The following is a 20,474-nucleotide window of genomic DNA, read 5'->3' as shown; positions in this document are numbered from 1 at the left end:
CATTTGGCATGATGGGCTTTACCATATGTATGTCACTTATGTCCACGGCGTACCGGAAGATTGGACGGGTAAGGCTCGTGTGAGGCATTATACAAGCCCCGACCTTATTCGTTGGAAATTCCAGTCCACGCTTGGAATAAGTGAGGAGAACGTTATCGATGCGTGTGTGTACCGTCTGCCGAACGGCACGTTTCGAATGTGGTTTAAACAGTGGAATCATACCTACGCTGCAGACAGCAAAGATCTGTATAATTGGCAGCCAATTGGACCAGTGCATTGGAAAACATGATGATGGATAAAGACTTATATTTCACCACGAAACGAGCTTTTAGCACCAGAAGATGGCGATAACCGTTTATGCTTGTTTTGAAGGTTTTTCACTAAATTTATTCAATTTTGTCGTTTTTAAATACGCCGTCGTTTTTAAATACGCCGTTTTCTCGTTATTAAACAATGTTCCGTTATTTAAGCTTTTCAGATTTCGCATGGACAGACATATTAGTATTAAGCGTAGCAACAACAGGATTTCAGGAGATTTTTCGGCCTGCATCTGTTTGCTAACCCGTTGGAGGCGAGACGCCGAAAGTATTGTATTTTTCGCCGGGCTTGCAGAGGGATTTTAAGTATGATGACGGTGGCGTATTGAAATGCTTTCTTGCACGCTTTATATGTCAAATATTGGAAGAAAATGGTGATGAGCGTGCAGATCAACTGGAAACAACGTGAAAATGATAACGGCTATAGGTTCCTCTTGGGCGGAAGGACCATTGGCGACGTCTTGGCGTTCGAGGACGAACGCTTCGCAGTAACCGATACGTTCGAACAGTTAAGGGAAGGACTGGTGCAGTGGACGAGGAAGTTCACCTATCGAGGCGAATCGCCCGCGGCGTGCAAGCTTTCGATGGATTTCGCTGCCGACTACGAGCCTGAGTATTATATGATTCCTTCCGTCACCTACAACGGGAACAGTTGGGGCAGCGGCCTGGAGCCGAANGATGGATTTCGCTGCCGACTACGAGCCTGAGTATTATATGATTCCTTCCGTCACCTACAACGGGAACAGTTGGGGCAGCGGCCTGGAGCCGAAAGGACTTGAGCGCGATGGGCAGCCTTGGGTATTTGCGTGGCATCGGACGGCAGTGGCCGGCGCAACCTACTCCGAGGGAGGCGGGGTCGCCGTGGCTTTGTTCGGGGAGCCTCCCCGGGATATGCAAGGCTTTTCCTGCTCACTCGTGCCGGCTGCAGGACGAGTCATCCATCGGCTGATCTGGCCAGAGGCAGAGACGCCCGCGACCTACGATGGCCGCGACCGTTACGGTGAGGCATACGAAGCGGAAAGGACCTTTGTGTCGGGTGAGACGTTTACGGCCCGTGCGTTTCTGGCGCTTGATGCTTACACAGAGCCGCGCACGTCATGGAGAATGATGCTCGATGCGGCCTGGCGGCTGCAAGAACGCCCGGTTCGGGCGTGGTATGAACCAGAGCGCATCTGGGAACTGGGCATGGCGTATGCCAAGAATGGCCTATGGGCCGAAGACGGGGATTTTCGAGGGTTCTCGCTCGGCAGAAAATGGGACGGAGAGAAGTGGCGACAAGCTCGTAATTACGCAATCGGCTGGTGCGGGCAGAACGCCTCGCTGGCCAATTCGATGCTTGCAGATTATTTGAATTCCGGCAATGAGGATTCGCTTCGTAGAGGCCTCGCCGTGCATGACGGCTGGACAGCCGGCGGAAGGCTGCCGAACGGGATGATTCATTGTGAGTACGACTACGTCTTGCAATTCAAGCCGGCAGAACAGGAAGTGCAGGACGCCTGCAACCTTGGCACGGCTGCGTTAAACCTGTTCGAGGCGGAAGAATTGGCCCGGGGATGCGGAGTGGAGCGGCCGATCTACCGCGAAACCGCGCTCGGCATTTGTGATTTTACTTTATCTGTGCAGTCGCCGGAAGGACGGATCGGAAAATCATGGAAGAACGACGGATCTCCGCACGATCAGGAGGGCACAGTCGGCTGCTTCCTCGTCCCGCCTCTGGTCAAGGCATACGAGCTTACAGGTAATGAAGCCTATCTTCATGGGGCAGAGCTAGGCTACCGCTATTATATGAGGGAGCTGCAGGGCAACGGCTTCACGACAGCGGGGGCGCTAGATACGTATTGCGTAGACAAGGAGTCTGCAATTCCTTTGCTCAAGGCGGGTCTTGCACTGTTCCGAGTCACCGGCAAGAAGACGTATCTCGAATGGGCGGAGCATGCCGCCTGGTATCTGGCAACATGGCAGTGGCATCATACTGTCGGGTATGACGCAGGGACCGGACTGGGAGACATCGGGTACGATACGTTCGGCGGGACGGCGGTATCCACTCAGCACCATCATATCGATCCATTCGCGCTCTCTTTTGTCGAGGAATGGCTTGAGCTGGCTGCGCTCACCGGTAACAGGATGTGGCGCGAAAGAGCCATTGCCGCATGGGCGAATGCGACGATCGGCATTTCGGACGGCAGCTTGACGGTCAAGGGCAAGCTGCGTCCGGAGGGCAGCCAGAGCGAAGGCTTCTTTCACACCCGCTGGGCGGAGCCGTTCGACGTTTCGGAATGGCTGGTGGCGTGGCCGACAGCCTTCCGGCTTGAAGTGTTGCGCCGGGTGGGTNGCAGGAGCTGCGACAAGAGGGCGACAAATGCTTGATTTTCAATACGTTCGGCGGCACGGCGGTATCTACGCAACACCATCATCTTGATCCGTTTGCGTTGTCTTTTATCGAGGACTGGATTGAGCTGGCTTCGCTCACCGGCAACTCGGCATGGCGAGAAAGAGCCCTGGCCGTATGGGCGAATGCGTCGATCGGCATCTCGGACGGCAGCCTGACGGTCAAGTGCAAGCTGCGTCCGGAGGGCARCCAGAGCGAAGGCTTCTTTCACACCCGCTGGGCGGAGCCGTTCGACGTTTCGGAATGGCTGGTGGCGTGGCCGACAGCCTTCCGGCTTGAAGTGTTGCGCCGGGTGGGCATGGGAGCAGTAAGGGAGTAGCGTTACTGCCATTCCGGGTCAGCCGTTGGCGGTGACGCTGGCCGATGCGAGAGAAATGCTGCAAGCGGCAGAGGAGGCAGGCGTGAAGCACATGGTCGGCTTCAATCACCGCTTCACTCCCGCCGTACAGCTTGCCAAGAAGCTGATTCAGGAAGGCAGGCTCGAGAAGATTTAGCATTTCCGCGGCTGGTCCTGCAGGATGGGATCGTCGATCCCGATTTTCCGTTCGTATGGCGGCTGCAGAAGGAGATCGCCGGCTTCGGATCGCATGGCGACCTGGGCGCGCATCGATTCTTTTGGCTGTTACATTATTTGGAGGGGGGATGTGAAAGCATGTGAAAACGCTTTCGGTTTTCTGATTTGCATAACTAAACAGGAAGCAATACTTTAATGAAAGGGAGATCACCTATGAAAAATAAAGGAAAAAAATGGTTATCATTGCTTACATCAATTGTAATGATGGCACAGCTATGTTTAATCACTTTGCCGAGTACCGTTAAGGCAGAAACAACTTCGATTTTTACAGATTATCTGCCAACCATTACACAGGTAACCGATGAAGCCGGGTTTACACATCCTGGTGTAGGACTCACCAAGGATCTCCTCGAGAACGTCAGGACGAAGGTAAGGGCGGGTGCACAACCTTGGACTTACTATTTTAATTCCATGCTGCTCGATTCTCCTGACGCTTCAAAAACGATTACGTCCAAAAACAGCAGTGATGGCATCACACCGTCTGCTGATTATTTTAACAGCCAAGGCATTGAAGGAAGGTTCATTGCAGATGGAATAAAAGCATATACACAGGCGTTTATGTATTATATGACTGGTGATGAGGTATACCGTGCCAATGCGATGATGATTATCCGAATATGGGGAAAAATGGATCCCACAAAATACGCATATTATACAGATGCGCATATTCATGCGGGAGTACCTCTTAACCGGATGGTCATGGCGGCGGAAATTTTAAGGTATACAAGCTATCAAACCGCGTCACTGGCTTGGACCGATCAAGATACAACGAATTTTACCAATAATCTTATCGTTCCGGTTACCGAAACCTTGCTTCACGATCAAAACCATTTTATGAACCAGCATAATTATCCGCTGCTGGGAGCCATGGCGGGTTATATTTTTACCGGCAATAGAGACAGATACAACGAGTCTGTGGAATGGTTTACCGTTAATCGTACAGCTCAAGACCAAGGTTTAAATGGATCGGTTAAGGCACTATTCCGATTGGTTACGGAAGAAGAAAAACCGGGAATCCATGTGGGCGAAGGAACACCTATAGATGAACCTCACGTTCAACAAATGGAGATGGGCAGAGACCAAGCCCATGGCGGCGGTGACTTAACCAACTCGGCCATGATCACCCGTTTGATCCATGCCCAGGGAACAAAAGTAGACCCGGTAGCCGGAACCCCATCTACTGCGGATAATGCTGTCGATGTCATGGAATTTTTGGATAACCGAATTTTAGGGGCAGCCGACTATTTTTGGCATTTCATGCTCGGTTATGACACCGTATGGACACCGCAGGCATACGCCATTACCGGTGGTGATCCCGATAATGTCGGGATGGGGGGGTATATAAGAGACACTTATAATAGTTTATCGGACGGGTACAAAGGAAGGTTCTTGACCGCTAACTTCTGGGATTTCTATTCCTACTATACTTATGTCAAACATGAGGACGTATCCAAGATCGCACCCTACTATTATGAAGCCTTTACCAAGAAACTTCCGGCTACTTCCGGCGGATGGGGAAATGTGGATGCAGGCAATGACTTCTGGCTCTATTTGTCGCCGGAGGCGGAGGCTGATGCGGCAAAGTTTATTCCTCAGAATAAATCAGCCGGCACGATTTATGAATTGGCAGATCGATATACAAACTTGACCAAATTGGATAATAGCAAGCCTGCTGTTAAGGATAACGATAACAAAAATGCCATTAAGGATACGAATAATATTGATACCTCTGCCGTGACTACCATGACTGAAGGAGATAATTCATTTATTCGTTTTTTTGCAAAGGAGGAAGGAACAAGAATTGCTTATCTTAGTTCAGGGATTAGTACTGCAACCTATGAATTAAGGATTCGAACCAATGGGGTAGCTACATTAAATACCATGGGGAAATCCGTGTCACTGCCGGATACGAAAGGCGAATGGAAGTATTTTCCTGTTTCTGGAGCTCCATTTGATTTCGATGTTATTACTGTGAGCGGAGCATCCGGTATTATTGTGGATATTGACCATATCAATACAGCAAACCTTACACCTTCGACATTTAAAACAGGGAACGCGGATATGAAGGTATATACCTATGTAGGAGCGTCCGTGAATCTAGATTTTTCTGCTACGGATTCAAGCAGCGCGGATGTTATCACTTATGGGCTTCAGAATAATCCTGCAGGATCCGCAATTGATTCCGGTACCGGTGCATTTTCTTGGCAGCCTACAGCGGGTGGAAACATTTCTCTTGTTGTTACAGCGACTGACGGCACGACAATTACAACTAAAAATGTAAATATTATTGTTGGCAGTGACCGTGCAGCTGCCGTGCAAGCAGTAACTGCGGCATATAATGCAGACGCAATTTATGAGAAAGCATCGCTTGCTAATTATCAAACCGAGTATAACAACACGATGAATATGATTAGCACTGCGTCCGATGTTGATTTTGATAAGCAGTTGCAAGCCCTAGGGACTGCAACCGAAGGTCTTCGATTATTGACGCCTTTGACTCCCCTGGGCAGTATGTATTGGTCCCAAGTTGCATCTTGGAGCTCATGGGGGAAAGATGCCACCGGTTTGGACGATGCCAGCTGGGGTGGCGGTTGGTATGGACTGGCACTGGGGACACCGCCTCATTTATACCATCTGATCGATTTCGGCCCTGATTATAAGATTTCAGCGTATAGATTCGGGTTTAAAGCCAGTATCTTTGCAGATCGTATCGCAAACTCAACGGTATATGCATCCAACGATAAAATAAACTGGACACGGATCACACCGGGAGTTTCAGCGTATACTCAGGCTTACAATACAATTGATGTGGCTCCTGAGTTCCAAAATGAGAAATACCGCTATATCAAGTTGGAAATGGTTCAGCCGCTTCCTGATGTTCTTTTTGGAATTGTTAGAAATTTATTTGAACCAAGGGGATTCACCATTTATGGAACCCGTTATGATGTTGGCAACAAGCTTCAATCTGTTTCCTTGAGCTCGGATCAGAGCATGTTGAACAGGATTGCGCTTGGCAGCACAGTAAAAGCATCCATCACAGCAACAGAAGCGATCCAGAACGTAAAGGTCAAAATTCAAGGCCAGGATGCTACAGTTAGTACTCAAGACAATATGAACTGGACGGCTGTGGCAATCTTGACCGGCAAAGATCAAACAGGCGATGTTAAAGTACGTGTGGATTATCAAAGGCAGGACGGTACGAATGGAGACACCCTGTATGGGACAACCGACAACTCCAAGCTTAACGTTGTCGATGATTCAGATTTGATTAATAATGTGACTGGCATCACCAATTTAATCGATTCTACTTCGGGAAGATCGGCAGCAACAACCTTGCAGATTGTGAATTCTTTATTCGACAACAATGCAAGCACGAGTTCCGATTTCCGTAATGGCGGCTCGGGGTCGGGATGGGGAAGCTACATTACGTTTGACTTTAAGGAAGGCAATAAAGCCACGCTTTCGAGCGTAGAACTGCTTGCAAGACAAGATAATTATTACACCCGGATTGGTGGCGCGGTTGTTCAAGGCTCCAACGATAATGCGACATGGACGACGCTCACAAAGCCGGCGGCATCTACAACGGCTTGGCAAACCTTTGTGGTTAGCGACACGACAGCGTACCGCTATATCCGGATTTTCAATGGAGGCAACTGGGTCGGCAATATGGCCGAAGTCAGATTCCATGGCAACGTTATAGTCACTCTTACTCCGCTGCCGCCCTCCGACTACACGAAGGGAAGCTACTACCTGTACCAGCAGGAATTCTCACGGATTAAAGCGGCGTTTAACTTGCCTGGGGCTGACAGGGTGCTGCTTGCCGCTCAGCTTAAAACGGCTGAAGGATCTCTTGTCCGCATCCCTCTCTCGCTCTATTCGTTTGAAGGAAATGCGAACAATTCGTTCGGGTCATCTCCCGGAACCGTTAACGGGACCCCTGTTTATTCGGCAGGGAAGGTTGGCCAAGCCATCTCGCTGAACGGCACGAATAGCTATGTCCAGTTGCCGCAGGCGCATCCTCTATCCACTTACGATGCGATCACCGTGTCAGCCTGGGTGTATTGGAACGGAAGCAGCCAGTGGCAGCGGATCTTCGACTTTGGCAACAACACCAATCAATACATGTTCCTTTCGCCAAAATCAGGCAGCAATACGCTGCGCTTCGCGATCAAAAACGGCGGCAGCGAACAAATCGTGGAAACGTCGCAGCTTGCAGCGGGTCAATGGGCGCATGTGGCGGTAACGCTGGGCGGCGGTACAGCGAAGCTGTACGTGAACGGCGAACTGAAGGCGACCAAAAGCGGCTTCACGATCAAGCCAAGCGATATCAAGCCGAACTTGAACTACATCGGCAAGAGCCAGTTTTCCGATCCGTTGTTTAACGGCATGATTGACGAATTCCGTGTCGATAATTCTGTCTTAAGCGCGGATGACATCAAAGCCGTATATAACAATACGTCGAAATGGATTGACAAATCCTTGCTCACGCTCTTGTTGGTCAAAGCCGCTGCAATTGATGCAACTCTTTACACGGCGGAAACTGTTGCAACGCTTCAGGCAATCGTACCGACAGCACAATCGGTATTGGCTAATGCTAATGCAACCCAGGCACAAATTGATACGGTGTCTGCCAGCCTGCAGGCGGCGTTAGATGGATTGCAGTATCCTGTCACGGTAACATTGAATCCTGCCGCACCGAATGGCCTGAAAGGATGGTATACGGTACCGGTTACGGTGACATTGTCGACCTACGGAAAAGCGGAATACAGTCTGGATGGCGGAACGACTTGGCAGCCTTATACGTCGGCGATCACGTTCGACAAAGAAGGCAAATATACCGTCAGCTATCGCTCGACGGATAACGCGGGCAATTTGGAAATGGCGAAGAGTGTCGATATCAATCTGGATTCGACCGCTCCTGTCACGACGGCTGTTGTAACGCCGGCTCAACCGGACGGACAGCACGGCTGGTATGTACATCCGGTGACAGTCACCTTAAGCACGTATGATAATCTTTCGGACGTGGGCAAAACGGAGATCAGCCTGGATGGCGGCAGCACATGGCTGGCCTACACGGCGCCGGTCACGTTCAATCAGGACAGCAAGTATACGGTGAGCTACCGCTCGACGGATAACGCTGGCAATGTGGAAGCGGTGAAAACGATCGGCTTCAATCTGGATGCAACTGCACCTACGATTACGGTATCAGGTCTGGTGTACGGCACGTACAGCGATTCCATGGATATAACGCCGATCCTTACGCTCAGCGATAAGATGTCGGGAGTTGACAGCAGCAAGACAACGGTCACGGTAAGTACGTATGGCGAACAGCAAACCGTGCAGCAAGGAGCAACCATTCCGCTGTATACGCTGCCGCTTGGTTCGCACGCATTTATCGTAACGGCAAGCGATCTGGCAGGGAATACGAGCAGTCAAACAGTAATATTCCAGACTTCTACCAGCATCCAATCCTTGCAGGCCTTGATTACACGCTTTACGAATATGGGGTGGATCGACAGATCAGGTATCGCCAATAGCTTGCAAAACATATTGGCCGCCAATGATCTGGCCGATTTCATAGGCGAAGTGCAGGCGCAAAGCGGTAAGCATATCTCTGCACAAGCCGCAGGCTTCTTGCTCCGGGATGCCCAGTATATGTTGTCCAAACAGTAAGAGAGGGCACGTGTCCGCCTCCCAGATGACGTATCTAGCTGTTTAGTTTAATGCCTTTTATTGTTCAGCCCCCCTCTTGTGCAGACAGTACGGAATAAACTTTCCTATTGCATGAAGGGGGGATTTTTTTACCCTTAAGAAAGGAGTTTAAGAATTTCAGTTTCCCGTTGATATTATAATGAAATGGAGGAATGCCTAATGGTTCAGAAAGGGCTTAGATTTGGAAATAGTCTTAAGCGTATGTTGTCTATATTTGTTTCCATTTGTTTAATGGCAACGATCCTGCCTTTTGCGGCGGGAGTAGCTGCAGCGGAAACAACAGCACCATCGATTATCACGGATTATCAACCAACAATTAATGAGGTCATCGATGCAAGCGGTTTCAAGCATCCCGGCGTCGGACTTACCAAGGATTTTCTTGAAAATGTGAGGACACAGGTACGGGCACAAAAAGAACCTTGGAATACCTATTTTAATCAAATGCTGTTATCTTCGACCGCTGCGAAGAACGTCGGATCAAGCATTCAGGGTGCGGATCCAACCAAGCCGAAAAGTGTTGCGGTGAATAGTAAAGGCGCTTTTGTGACGGATGGGTTGTTGGCGTATACGCAGGCACTTATATATGTTATTACCGGAGACGAAACCTATCGGGCCAATGCCATGAGAATTATCCGACTTTGGGAGCAGATGGACCCCAAGCAATATACATATTTCACAGATTCTCACATTCATATGGGTATCCCTCTTAACCGGATGGTGACTGCGGCAGAAATATTGCGGTATTCCAGCACACAAAACGATGCTCTGCAATGGGCGGATAAGGATACTGCTGATTTTACGAATAACCTGATTACTCCGATGATTGAAACGTTTATGCATTTCAATGACAAATTCATGAACCAGCATCTCTATCCGCTGCTGGGGGCCATGTCGGGTTATATCTTTACCGGCAACAGAGACCGGTATAATGAGGGAGTCGAGTGGTTTACCGTCAACAAGACCGCTGTAGACCAGGGTCAAAACGGCGCCATTAAACCCTTGTTCAGATTGGTGGATACAAATGCGTTGACAGGAGAGAAAGTGGATCCTCCGGTCGTTCAGCATGTTGAAATGGGACGGGATCAGGCGCATGGCGCCGGCGATATAACCAATATGGAAATTTTAGCGCGTTTATTGCTGGCCCAAGGAACGAAAGTAGATCCTGTAGATGGGACTGCTTCGACAGCACCGAATGCTGTAGGACCTTACGAATTTCTGGATAACCGCATCTTGAAGGCTGCCGACTTTTTTGGCCGTTTCATGTTGGGTTATGATACGCCATGGATACCTGTCGCTGCGCATACGGATGCCAATGGAAATCCGACCGTTATTTACAAACAACTGAAAGAAGGATATCGGGGAAGAATTGGCGGTAACGTTTATGACCTTTATTATTACTATAAATATACGGCAGGCGTAAATATGCAGGAAAAGGCTCCATATTTTACCGAAATGTTCGCCAAAAGAAATACATTTTATTGGGAGTCTCCGGACGGAGGAGCGGATTATTGGCTTTATATCCCTAAAGAGGCTGAAGCCGAGGGTACGCAAACTCTCCCGAAACCTGTAACCAATTCGAATTTGCGAGAAATTGAAGATCGATACACCAAATTTGACAGTAATTCCACGACAATGCAAGAGGGAGCTACTTCTTTCGTCAGGATGACGGCAACGGAAGAGGGAAGCAAAATTGCGCTTGTGGCTTCGAGCACCAGTGAGAAAACCATTGGGTTCAAGATTCGGACCATTGGGACAGCCAAGCTGGAAATGATTGGAGGAATTAACGATACGTTGACGCTGCCGGATACGAAGGGGCAGTGGCGATATGTGACCTATAAGATGAATGATTTACAGTTTTTGGGAGATCTAGTTTATTTCAAAGTAAAAGGAGCCGGCACTACGGTCGACATTGACCACATCAATGTAAGCGCAGGAACACAGCTGACGCCGCCGGTGTTCCATGCAGGAATTGCGGCATTACATTTATTTGTCTATGTCGGTTCTGAGGCAGCGGTCAAATTCGATTTTTCGGCAGTAGACGCGAATGCAGCGGATGTCGTCTCCTATCAGATCGATAATAAACCTGAGGGCGCTGTCTTGAATGAGAGCACCGGCGCATTTACCTGGAAGCCGACGCAAGCTGGAACCTATTCGTTTGTTGTGAGTGCGTCGGACGGAACCACGGTTTCAATGAAGGACGTTAAGGTTGTCGTAACGAATGACCGGAAATCCGCAGTAGCCGCAGTAGTTAGTCCATATAATCCAAATACAAGTTATATTTTGTCAACTCTTGATTATTATAAAATCGTGTATGCAGATGTAATGAATCAAATCTCAAGCGCATCCGATGATGCTTTCTATCAGCTATTGATTGACTTGAATAGTGCGGTTCAGAGTCTGAAAGAACTGAATCCATTATTACAAGATGGAAGCATGAATTACCAGGATATGTTTGTAAGTTCCACCTTTGGAACAGCAGTCGCCACCCTATCGGATAACAATAGTGATAGTTTTGTATGTTTTTGTGTAGCTCAGAATTTGACTCATTACATGGATTTCGGGCCGAATTATAGAATTTCGGCAAATGCCTTCGAGCTGCAGGTAAGAGTCAGTTTTCCTGATCGTATAGGCGGTGCGGCCATGTTCGGATCCAACGATAAATTGAATTGGACCCGATTAACTCCCGACCTGACAACGTATACGGAAGATATGCAAAGACTTGAGGTGCAGGACGATCTCAAAAATCAGCAATTCCGCTTCCTGAAAATGCAAATCATTAAGCCGGGGCCCACCCCGATTTCAGGCATACCAATGCTCGAAGTGGCCGAATTCAGAATCCATGGAGAGCGCCACGCAATGGTCACCCAAATTCCGGGAACGATTGCCGAGGCGCTGGCGGAAGCGGCGAAGCTGCCTGCCGAAGATTATACGAAACAAAGCTATTACCTGTTCCAGAAAGAATTGGAATATGTGAAGAGCGCCGTCGGCAACTCCGATTATACCGAGCAAGAGCTGATTAACGAAATTTATGGTGCCCGTAATTTGTTGGTGCCGTATACGACGTCGCTGTATTCGTTCGAAGGAAACGCAAAGAATACGTTTGGTTCTTCTTCGTCCACCGATGGAGCCGTGTTTGGAACCGCAGCTTACACAGCAGGAAAGGTCGGGCAAGCGATCAGCTTGAACGGTACGGATAGCTACATGATGCTGCCGGCGACGCAGCCTTTGTCCGCTTACAACGAAATCACCCTCGCAACCTGGGTGAATTGGAATGGAAGCAGCCAGTGGCAGCGGATCTTCGACTTTGGCAACAATAGCAATCAATACATGTTCCTTTCGCCGAGAACGGGCAGTAATAAGCTGCGTTTCGAGATTAAGAACGGCGGCAGCGCGCAAGGTGTGGAAACGGCGCAATTGCCGGCCAATCAATGGGCACATGTGGCGATAACGCTGGGTAACGGCACAGCGAAGCTGTATGTGAACGGCACGCTGAAGGCAACGTCGAGCGGTGTCACGATCAAGCCTAGCGATTTCCAGCCTGGCTCGAACTACATAGGAAAGAGCCAGTTTGCCACCGATCCGCTGTTTAACGGCATGATCGACGAATTCCGCGTATACAATCGCGTCTTGAGCGATGCCGAGATTGGGGCCGTATATAACCAGACAGGATATGGGGCTGATAACAGCTTGCTCACGTTCTTGCTGGATCAAGCTGCTGCAGCAGGCAATGCCGGCATCTATACGGCTGACAGCGTGCAAGCTTTGCGGCAGGCTATCCCTGCGGCTCAAGCTGTCGCCGCTAGCTCCGATGCAAGCCAGGCTCAGGTTGACGCCGCAGCTGACAGCTTGCGGACTGCTTACGATGGTCTGGTTTACCAACCGGGCGTTCCGGCTATCGCTCCTGTCATGGACAAAACGGTTATAGCGGGCAATCAGCTTGCCTTAAAGCTTCATCAGTTGAATTCCGTTACCGGCGCCGTTTACAGTGTCAGCGGCTTGCCGCAAGGGGCTAGCTTCGATTCGGATAAGCGTACCGTCGTCTGGACGCCGAACAAAACGCAGGGGGGATTCTACAACGTAATCTTAACCGCTGAAGCAAACGGAGGGGCAACTTCCCGCACCGTTAAGCTTACCGTCAAAGGTCAACCGGTCATCGCCCCGGGTGGAACTGTGGAGCTTACTTCTAGACAACCGTTTACGTATCAGGTGAAAGGGGCGGATCCGACGGGGATGGCGTTGACTTACAGCGCTGATAAGCTGCCTTCGGGCGCGGCGCTCGATCCGGTCACGGGCGTGTTCACATGGACTCCGGCTCATGCGAATTACGGCGACAACATTGTCACCTTTATAGTGAGCAACGGCTTGTATAAGATCAGCCAAACGGTTGATTTAAAGGTCAATTTCGGTAGCCTGCTGCCGGATGATTATACCAAGGGCAGTTATTATCTGTACCATAAGGAAGCGGAGCGAATCCTAGCGGCGATCGCTTTGCCTGGTGCCGATAAGGATGATCTTGTCGCTGAACTGATCCAGGCCGAAGGCTTGCTTGTTCGCGTCCCTCTGTCGCTTTATTCGTTTGAAGGCAATGCACAAAATTCGTTCGGGTCGACAACCGCTACTCTTGCCGGAAACGCAGCTTACGCGGCAGGAAGCGTCGGGCAGGCGATCAGCTTGAACGGTACGGACAGCTATGTTGCACTGCCCGCTGCGCATCCACTATCCACCTACGACGAGATCACGTTGACAACCTCGGTGTATTGGAATGGAAGCAGCCAATGGCAGCGAATTTTCGATTTCGGAAACAACACCAATCAGTACATGTTCCTTACGCCGAGATCGGGCGGCAATACGCTGCGTTTCGCGATCAAGAACGGCGGCGGCGAACAATTCGTGGAAACGTCGCAGCTTGCGGCCAATCAATGGGTGCATGTGGCGGTGACGCTGGGCGGCGGTACGGCGAAGCTGTACGTGAACGGTGAACTGAAGGCGACCAAAAGCGGCATCACGATCAAGCCGAGCGATTTTAAACCAAGCAAAAATTACATCGGCAAAAGCCAATTTTCTGATCCGCTGTTTAACGGAATGATTGACGAATTCCAAGTCTACAATCACATCTTAACCGGTGATGAGATTAAAGCCGTATACAATAACACAGCGAAGTGGACGGATAATAGCTTGGTCACGCTATTAATGGGCAAGGCCGAAGCGCTTGACGCAACGCATTACACCGAAGCGAGCTGGCAGGCTCTTGCGGAAGCGGTCGCGAACGCCAAAGCTTTGGCCGTCGATGCAACCCAAGATTCTATCGATTCTGCGGCGGCGCAGCTTCTAAACGCGCTGAAGGGGCTCAATGCGATCCCGGTTTTCGCGCCTATTCAGGCAAAGACAGTGGAATTGGGCACTACGGTTTCGTTCTCCGTATACGCGGAGGATGCAGACGGAGATACGCTGGCCTACAGGGCCGATTCATTGCCGGACGGGGCCGCATTCGATTCGCAATCCGGCCAGTTTGTTTGGAAGCCGAAAGCGATTGGCGACTACAATGCGACATTCAACGTGACCGATGCCAGAGGTGCTTCGGCGTCCATGGCAGTCGGCATCAATGCGGTTGATACGATACCCCCTGCTACGACCGACGATGCCCCGCAGAAGGCAGTCAATCATGACATTGCGGTACATCTGGAGGCGACCGATAGCGGCTCCGGCGTCGCGGCAACGTATTTCAATGTAGACGGCGGCGCGCAACAAACCGGGAACTCGATTACGTTGACCACCGAGGGAAATCATACACTAGTGTATTGGAGCGCGGACTTGGCAGGTAACGTAGAACTGCCGCATACGGTTACAGTGAAGATTGACAAGACGGCGCCTGTTACAGTCGCATCTGTAATTCCTGCAGTGCCTAACGGCAGCAACGGCTGGTATGTACACGCTGTGACGGTAAGCCTTTCAGCTGCCGATAATCTCTCGGGTGCAGCCATGACGGAATACAGCCTGGACGGCGGCAGCACATGGCAAAGCTACACGGCACCGGTAACACCCAGTCAGGACAGCAAGTATACGGTGAGCTACCGCTCGACGGATAACGCCGGCAATGCAGAATCGGCGAAAACGATCGGTTTCAATCTGGATACGACTCTACCTACGATTACGGTATCAGGTCTAGTGTACGGCACGTACAGCGATTCCATAGATATTACGCCGATCCTTACACTTAGCGATAACTTGTCCGGAGTAGACAGCAATAAGACGACAGTCACGCTAAGTACGTATGGCGAACAGCAAACCGTGAAGCAAGGAGCAACCATTCCGCTTTATACGCTGCCGCTTGGTTCGCATACATTTACCGTAACGATAAGTGACTTGGCAGGGAATATGAGCAATCAAACCGTTTTGTTCCAGACAACGACAAGCATCCAATCTATACAGGCTTTGGTCACACGCTTTACGAATGCAGGATGGATCGACAACGCAGGTATCGCCAATAGCTTGCAAAGCAAATTGAATGCGAATGCTTTGGCCGATTTCATAGGCGCAGTGCAAGCGCAAAGCGACAAGCATATCTCTGCGCAAGCCGCAGGCTACTTGCTTCGGGACGCCCAGTATTTGTTGTCCAAACAGTAGGAGAGGATTTGCCCGCCTCCGTGAACTGACGTTTCAAGCTGCTTAGTTTAAGAGCCTTTTGTTGTTTGGTCCCCTCTTGTGCAGACAGTGCGGAAATAAACGTACCTAATGCATGAGGGGGGATTTTTTAAATATCGTTGACTGCATAAGGGAGGTGATCATCGGGACATCGGGTTTGAAACGTCGATCGGTCCCGTAACATGGTGAAAGCAGCTTTCAGCATCTATGAATGTTCAAGAAAAAAAGGAGGAAAATGAAATGAATCACTTTAAGAAGAGCAATCGCTGTCCAAGGATTATTACCAGTATTCTTTGTCTTATGTTGGCAATGACAGGCTTTATCGGTTTTGTAGGCAGCGATACAGCGAATGCGGCTATTTCACCGCTGATTACTACTTACAAACCACAGGTAGTAAATGCGGATGCCAATGTGTCCTATACGGATTCTAATGGGAACACGATATCAGGTACCATCCACCATCCGGGCATTGCAATGTCAATGGCGGCTTTAGACAATATGCGTGATCATGTAAGAGCAGGCGACGAGCCTTGGAATACTGCATTTAATGCTTATGCTAGTGACGCCCAATCCAGTAAAGCTCCAAGAATCTATTATGAAGGAAGTTACATATTCATACACATTCAAGGTCCTTGGGGGTTTACCGACCCCAATGGTGTATATTGGTCTGATCCCAGCGATTATGTAGGGACGCGGGCGAACACGGATTCCGAAACCGCTTTCAAACAGGCCGTTATGTGGTATATTACCGGCGATGAAACGTATCGTTCCAATGCCATGACGATCATAAGAGATTATTCTGCTATACAGTCTGTTGTTACACATACGAGTTTCCGTTTTGCCACTATGACTTATTTGTTGGCGGCAGCGGCAGAAATTTTACGCTATTCCGATACGCCAACGCAGAGTCTGAAATGGACGGCTGCAGATACGCAGAATCTTACAAATGCGATGAACCTTTGCACCGTTACTTATAATGCTCATTCCTTTTTTATGAATCAGCATCAGTTTACGGTTGGGGGAACGATGGCAAGAGCCATCTTTACCAATGACTTGCAGCTTTATGCAGAAGCAGTAGAAGCAACGACCGTAAATTCCGCAGGTCAGCCAGGAGGAAGAAATGGTTCTATTCAATATGAGATGCGTATGATGACGACAAATGAAATAACAGGAGCAGCATTGGCTCCGTCGGATTATCATGTGCAGGAAATGGAAATGGGGCGCGATGTGGGGCATTCTTACGACGATGTCGCCGGACTATCTACATTGGCCCAAATGATCTATGCCCAAGGCACTAAAGTTGACCCGGTAAATGGAACGATGTCTACGGCTGCAAATGCGGTGAATGTATTTAACTTCCTAGATGACCGATTGTTGGCAGGCACCACATATATTCTAAAGTATCATCTGGGTTATGATGTTTTATGGACACCTGCATACTCAGACGGATACACAACCGGAGCTGCGCATTATGACCAGATCAACGCAGACGGCAGGGGCAGGATCGATGCTTTCTACAGTGTTTTATATAACTATTATAAATATATCGAACAAAGGGATATGACCCAGGAAAAATATAAATACTTGGCCTATGCCTATGAAACGAGAATGCCGGAAGTTGCAGGAAAAGATTATCCGCTGGCTATGTTGTTGTACACACCTGATGCAGCAAAGACGGTTGGCTTGAGCAACCAGAATAATTTAGGTGGAATCACGGGGCTCACAGCAACGGCGGCAGGCGCGGGTACAATCAACTTAAGCTGGACGGCGGTAACGGGAGCGCTGGGCTATAACATATACAGATCCACAGACGCAAATGGCACTTTTACAAAGATTAACAGTGCGCCCATTACAGCAGCATCTTATAGCGATACAGGGTTAAATCCGAATACGATTTATTATTATCAGGTAGGTGCAGCCGGAGGATCGACGTCAGGTGCCGTATCGGCAACAACAGGAGGAACGGGCACGCCGGCTTTGGATGCAAGCAGTTATACCCTTATGGTAAATGATGCGCATAATATGATATTAACGATCATGTATCCAGACAGGACCAGCCAGGATCTTACCAGTCAAGCCAGTTATTCTTCCTCAAATACAGCCGTGGCAACAGTGAATGCAGCAGGTGTAGTTACTGGGATAAGTGTAGGTACAACTACGATTACTGCCACATATAACGGACAAACTTACAATGCCACAGTAAGAGTAGTTGCTGATACTAGCTTAAATACCTGGTATAAATTTGACGAAACAAGCGGGACTACAGCTGCGGACTCATCCGGATATGGGAATAGCGGTACGATTAATGGCGGTACTAATGCAACGTGGACAACAGGTAAATATGGCAATGCCATTACCTTTGGAGGAACGAATACCACTGCCGCTTATGTAGCGCTGCCAGGCAATATTGCAGATAATTTTACCGGTATGACCATTTCTGCCTGGGTAAACAGCAGTAATACTGCTGATGCGATTAGCTTATTTACTGCAGGGCCGGCAGCTGCCGCAACTCCAACGAAATACATGATGCTGCTGTTGAATGGAAGCCGATTTACGATTACCGCAAATGGATCTTCGGCAGAGCAGAATATCTCGCCAGGCGGCAATTTAACGGCTAATACCTGGAAGCACATTGCCGTAACGTTATCCGGCAGTACCGGCACTCTATATATAGACGGAGCACAAGTAGCACAAAATACGGGTATGACGTTTAAGCCTTCCGATTTGGCGCCAACCACCAGCGGAAACTTTATAGGGAAATCTGAATGGGCAGGAGATAAATATTTAAAAGGGAAGATTGATGATTTCAGAATCTATAACCGCGCTATAGGTGCGTCTGAAGTTACCAGTGTGATGAATGGGCAAACATTAGCAACAGTGCCGACAGCGCCAACAGGAGTAACGGCAACAACAACAGACTATAGTTCTATAAACCTAAGCTGGTCAGCCGTAACAGGAGCAACGGGCTATAATGTATACATGTCCACTTCTTCAGCAGTTAATGCCATTTATACAAAGGTAAACAGTGATGTGATTACAGGAACAACGTTTAACAGCACAGGATTAAAGGCGAATACAACCTACTATTATAAGGTAACAGCAGTCAATGCAGTAGGAGAATCAGGTATAGCCGTTGTTACTTCAGCAACAACCTCAAATGGTATGCCGGATGCCAGTTTAATCGCTTGGTATAAATTTGACGAAACAAGCGGGACTACAGCCGCAGACTCATCCGGATATGGGAATAGCGGTACGATCAATGGCGGCAGCAATATAACCTGGACATTAGGCAAATATGGGAATGCCGTTAACTTTGGAGGAGTTAATACAGATGCGGCTTATGTAGCGCTTCCTGGTAATATTGTAGATAATTTAACCAATATGACAGTTTCCGCCTGGGTGAATTGCAGTAATACTGCTGATGCTATTAGCTTATTCACAGCCGGGCCGGCAGCCGCTTCGACTCCAACGAAATATATGATGATGATTCCTAAGGGAAGCAGATTTACGATTACCGCAAATGGATATACGGCAGAACAGAATATTTCACAGGGTAGCAATTTAACGGCCAACACATGGAAGCACATTGCAGTTACCTTATCCGGCAACACCGGTATTCTATATATAGACGGAGTGCAGGTAGCAACAAATACAGGTATGACGACAAAACCTTCTGATTTGGCGCCAACTACTAGTGGAAACTTTATAGGAAGGTCTGAATGGACAGGAGATAAATATTTAAAAGGGAAGGTTGATGATTTCAGAATATATAACCGTGCTATAAGTTCATCAGAAGTGACTAGTGTGATGAATGGGCAAACATTAGCAGTACCGACAGTACCAACAGGTTTATCAGCTAAGTCGGTAAGTGGTTTGACAATCAATTTGAACTGGACGGCTTCTTCTGATGCCACCAGCTATAACGTCAAGCGCGCTGCTGCTAGCGGTGGTCCCTATACATCCATTGCCACTGGTGTAATTGGAACAGGCTATACGGATACAGGCCTGACTGCCGGTGCAGCGTATTATTACGTCGTGAGCGCTGTTAATCCTGGTCATGAAAGTGCTAATTCTACGGAAGCCAGTGCAACATTGCCAATAGCGCAGCTTAAATTTGACGAGACAAGCGGAACAACGGCAACCGATGCCACAGGCAGCGGTTGGAACGGTACTCTTGTGGGCGGCCCATTATGGGCTGCCGGCAAAAGCGGCAACGCAGTGAGTTTTGACGGAACAAACGACTATGTATCTCTTCCTAGTAGTGTCGTTTCCAGTGCTAACACGGCCACGTTTGCAGCTTGGGTTAACCTGAGTGCAGTGAGTAACTGGATGCGTATTTTTGATTTCGGTTCCGGAACTTCTACCTATATGTTCCTCTCACCGAAAAACGGAGCAAACGGTAAAATCCGCTTTGCGATAAAGGTCAATAACTCGAGTGAACAAATCATTGACGGGCAGTCGGCGCTGCCAACAGGAGGTTGGCATCACGTAGCCGTCACATTAAATGGCGCAACAGGTACCCTCTACGTTGACGGTGCTCAAGTAGGGAGCAATACCACGATGACCCTGAAACCATCTGATATGGGTGCCACCACGCAAAACTGGATCGGACACTCCCAATTCTCGACTGATCCCTATCTCAATGGACGAGTGGATGACTTCCGTATTTATGCCAGAGCTCTTACGTCCAGCGAGATTGCAACCCTTGCTCAATAGATAACCAATAAGAAGAAAATTATATCGTAGAGGCTGTCCCGTATGTAGCTATTCAGCTAGCATAGGATGGCCTCTTTTTCTGTCCGGCCTGCTTCCTTGATGTTGAAGACTTCAAGGCTGACGA

4 protein-coding genes and 1 pseudogene are annotated in these 20,474 nt (G+C 49.0%); all 5 read left to right on the top strand.

The window, feature by feature from the left end:
• The first annotated feature begins 25 nt into the window (after positions 1-25).
• Positions 26-289 carry a hypothetical protein gene (locus ASG93_RS07525; protein ID WP_056830458.1) on the top strand — a complete coding sequence of 88 codons (264 nt, stop codon included), beginning with the start codon at positions 26-28 and terminating at the stop codon, positions 287-289.
• A 2,755-nt stretch (positions 290-3,044) separates the two neighbouring features.
• Positions 3,045-3,361: pseudogene (locus ASG93_RS33950) on the top strand (Gfo/Idh/MocA family protein); the annotation flags it as partial.
• A gap of 72 nt (positions 3,362-3,433) precedes the next feature.
• Complete coding sequence (locus tag ASG93_RS07510; RefSeq protein ID WP_082614769.1) at positions 3,434-8,953, top strand: OmpL47-type beta-barrel domain-containing protein; 5,520 nt, start codon at positions 3,434-3,436, stop codon at positions 8,951-8,953.
• 198 nt (positions 8,954-9,151) lie between these two features.
• Positions 9,152-15,616, top strand: a complete 6,465-nt coding sequence (locus ASG93_RS33590) for a LamG-like jellyroll fold domain-containing protein (RefSeq protein WP_063891802.1) — start codon at positions 9,152-9,154, stop codon at positions 15,614-15,616.
• A gap of 258 nt (positions 15,617-15,874) precedes the next feature.
• Positions 15,875-20,350: a LamG-like jellyroll fold domain-containing protein gene (locus ASG93_RS07500; RefSeq protein WP_056830451.1), complete on the top strand. Its 4,476-nt coding sequence runs from the start codon at positions 15,875-15,877 to the stop codon at positions 20,348-20,350.
• Positions 20,351-20,474: the final 124 nt, after the last annotated feature.

The sequence above is a fragment of the Paenibacillus sp. Soil787 genome (assembly GCF_001429545.1).
Classification (GTDB): domain Bacteria; phylum Bacillota; class Bacilli; order Paenibacillales; family NBRC-103111; genus Paenibacillus_E.
This window is presented reverse-complemented; position numbering and strand designations above follow the sequence as displayed.

Coding starts and splice junctions, on each gene's coding strand:
- ASG93_RS07525 (WP_056830458.1), top strand. CDS start 26: ATGTATGTCACTTATGTCCACGGCGTACCGGAAGATTGGACGGGTAAG.
- ASG93_RS07510 (WP_082614769.1), top strand. CDS start 3,434: ATGAAAAATAAAGGAAAAAAATGGTTATCATTGCTTACATCAATTGTA.
- ASG93_RS07500 (WP_056830451.1), top strand. CDS start 15,875: ATGAATCACTTTAAGAAGAGCAATCGCTGTCCAAGGATTATTACCAGT.
- ASG93_RS33590 (WP_063891802.1), top strand. CDS start 9,152: ATGGTTCAGAAAGGGCTTAGATTTGGAAATAGTCTTAAGCGTATGTTG.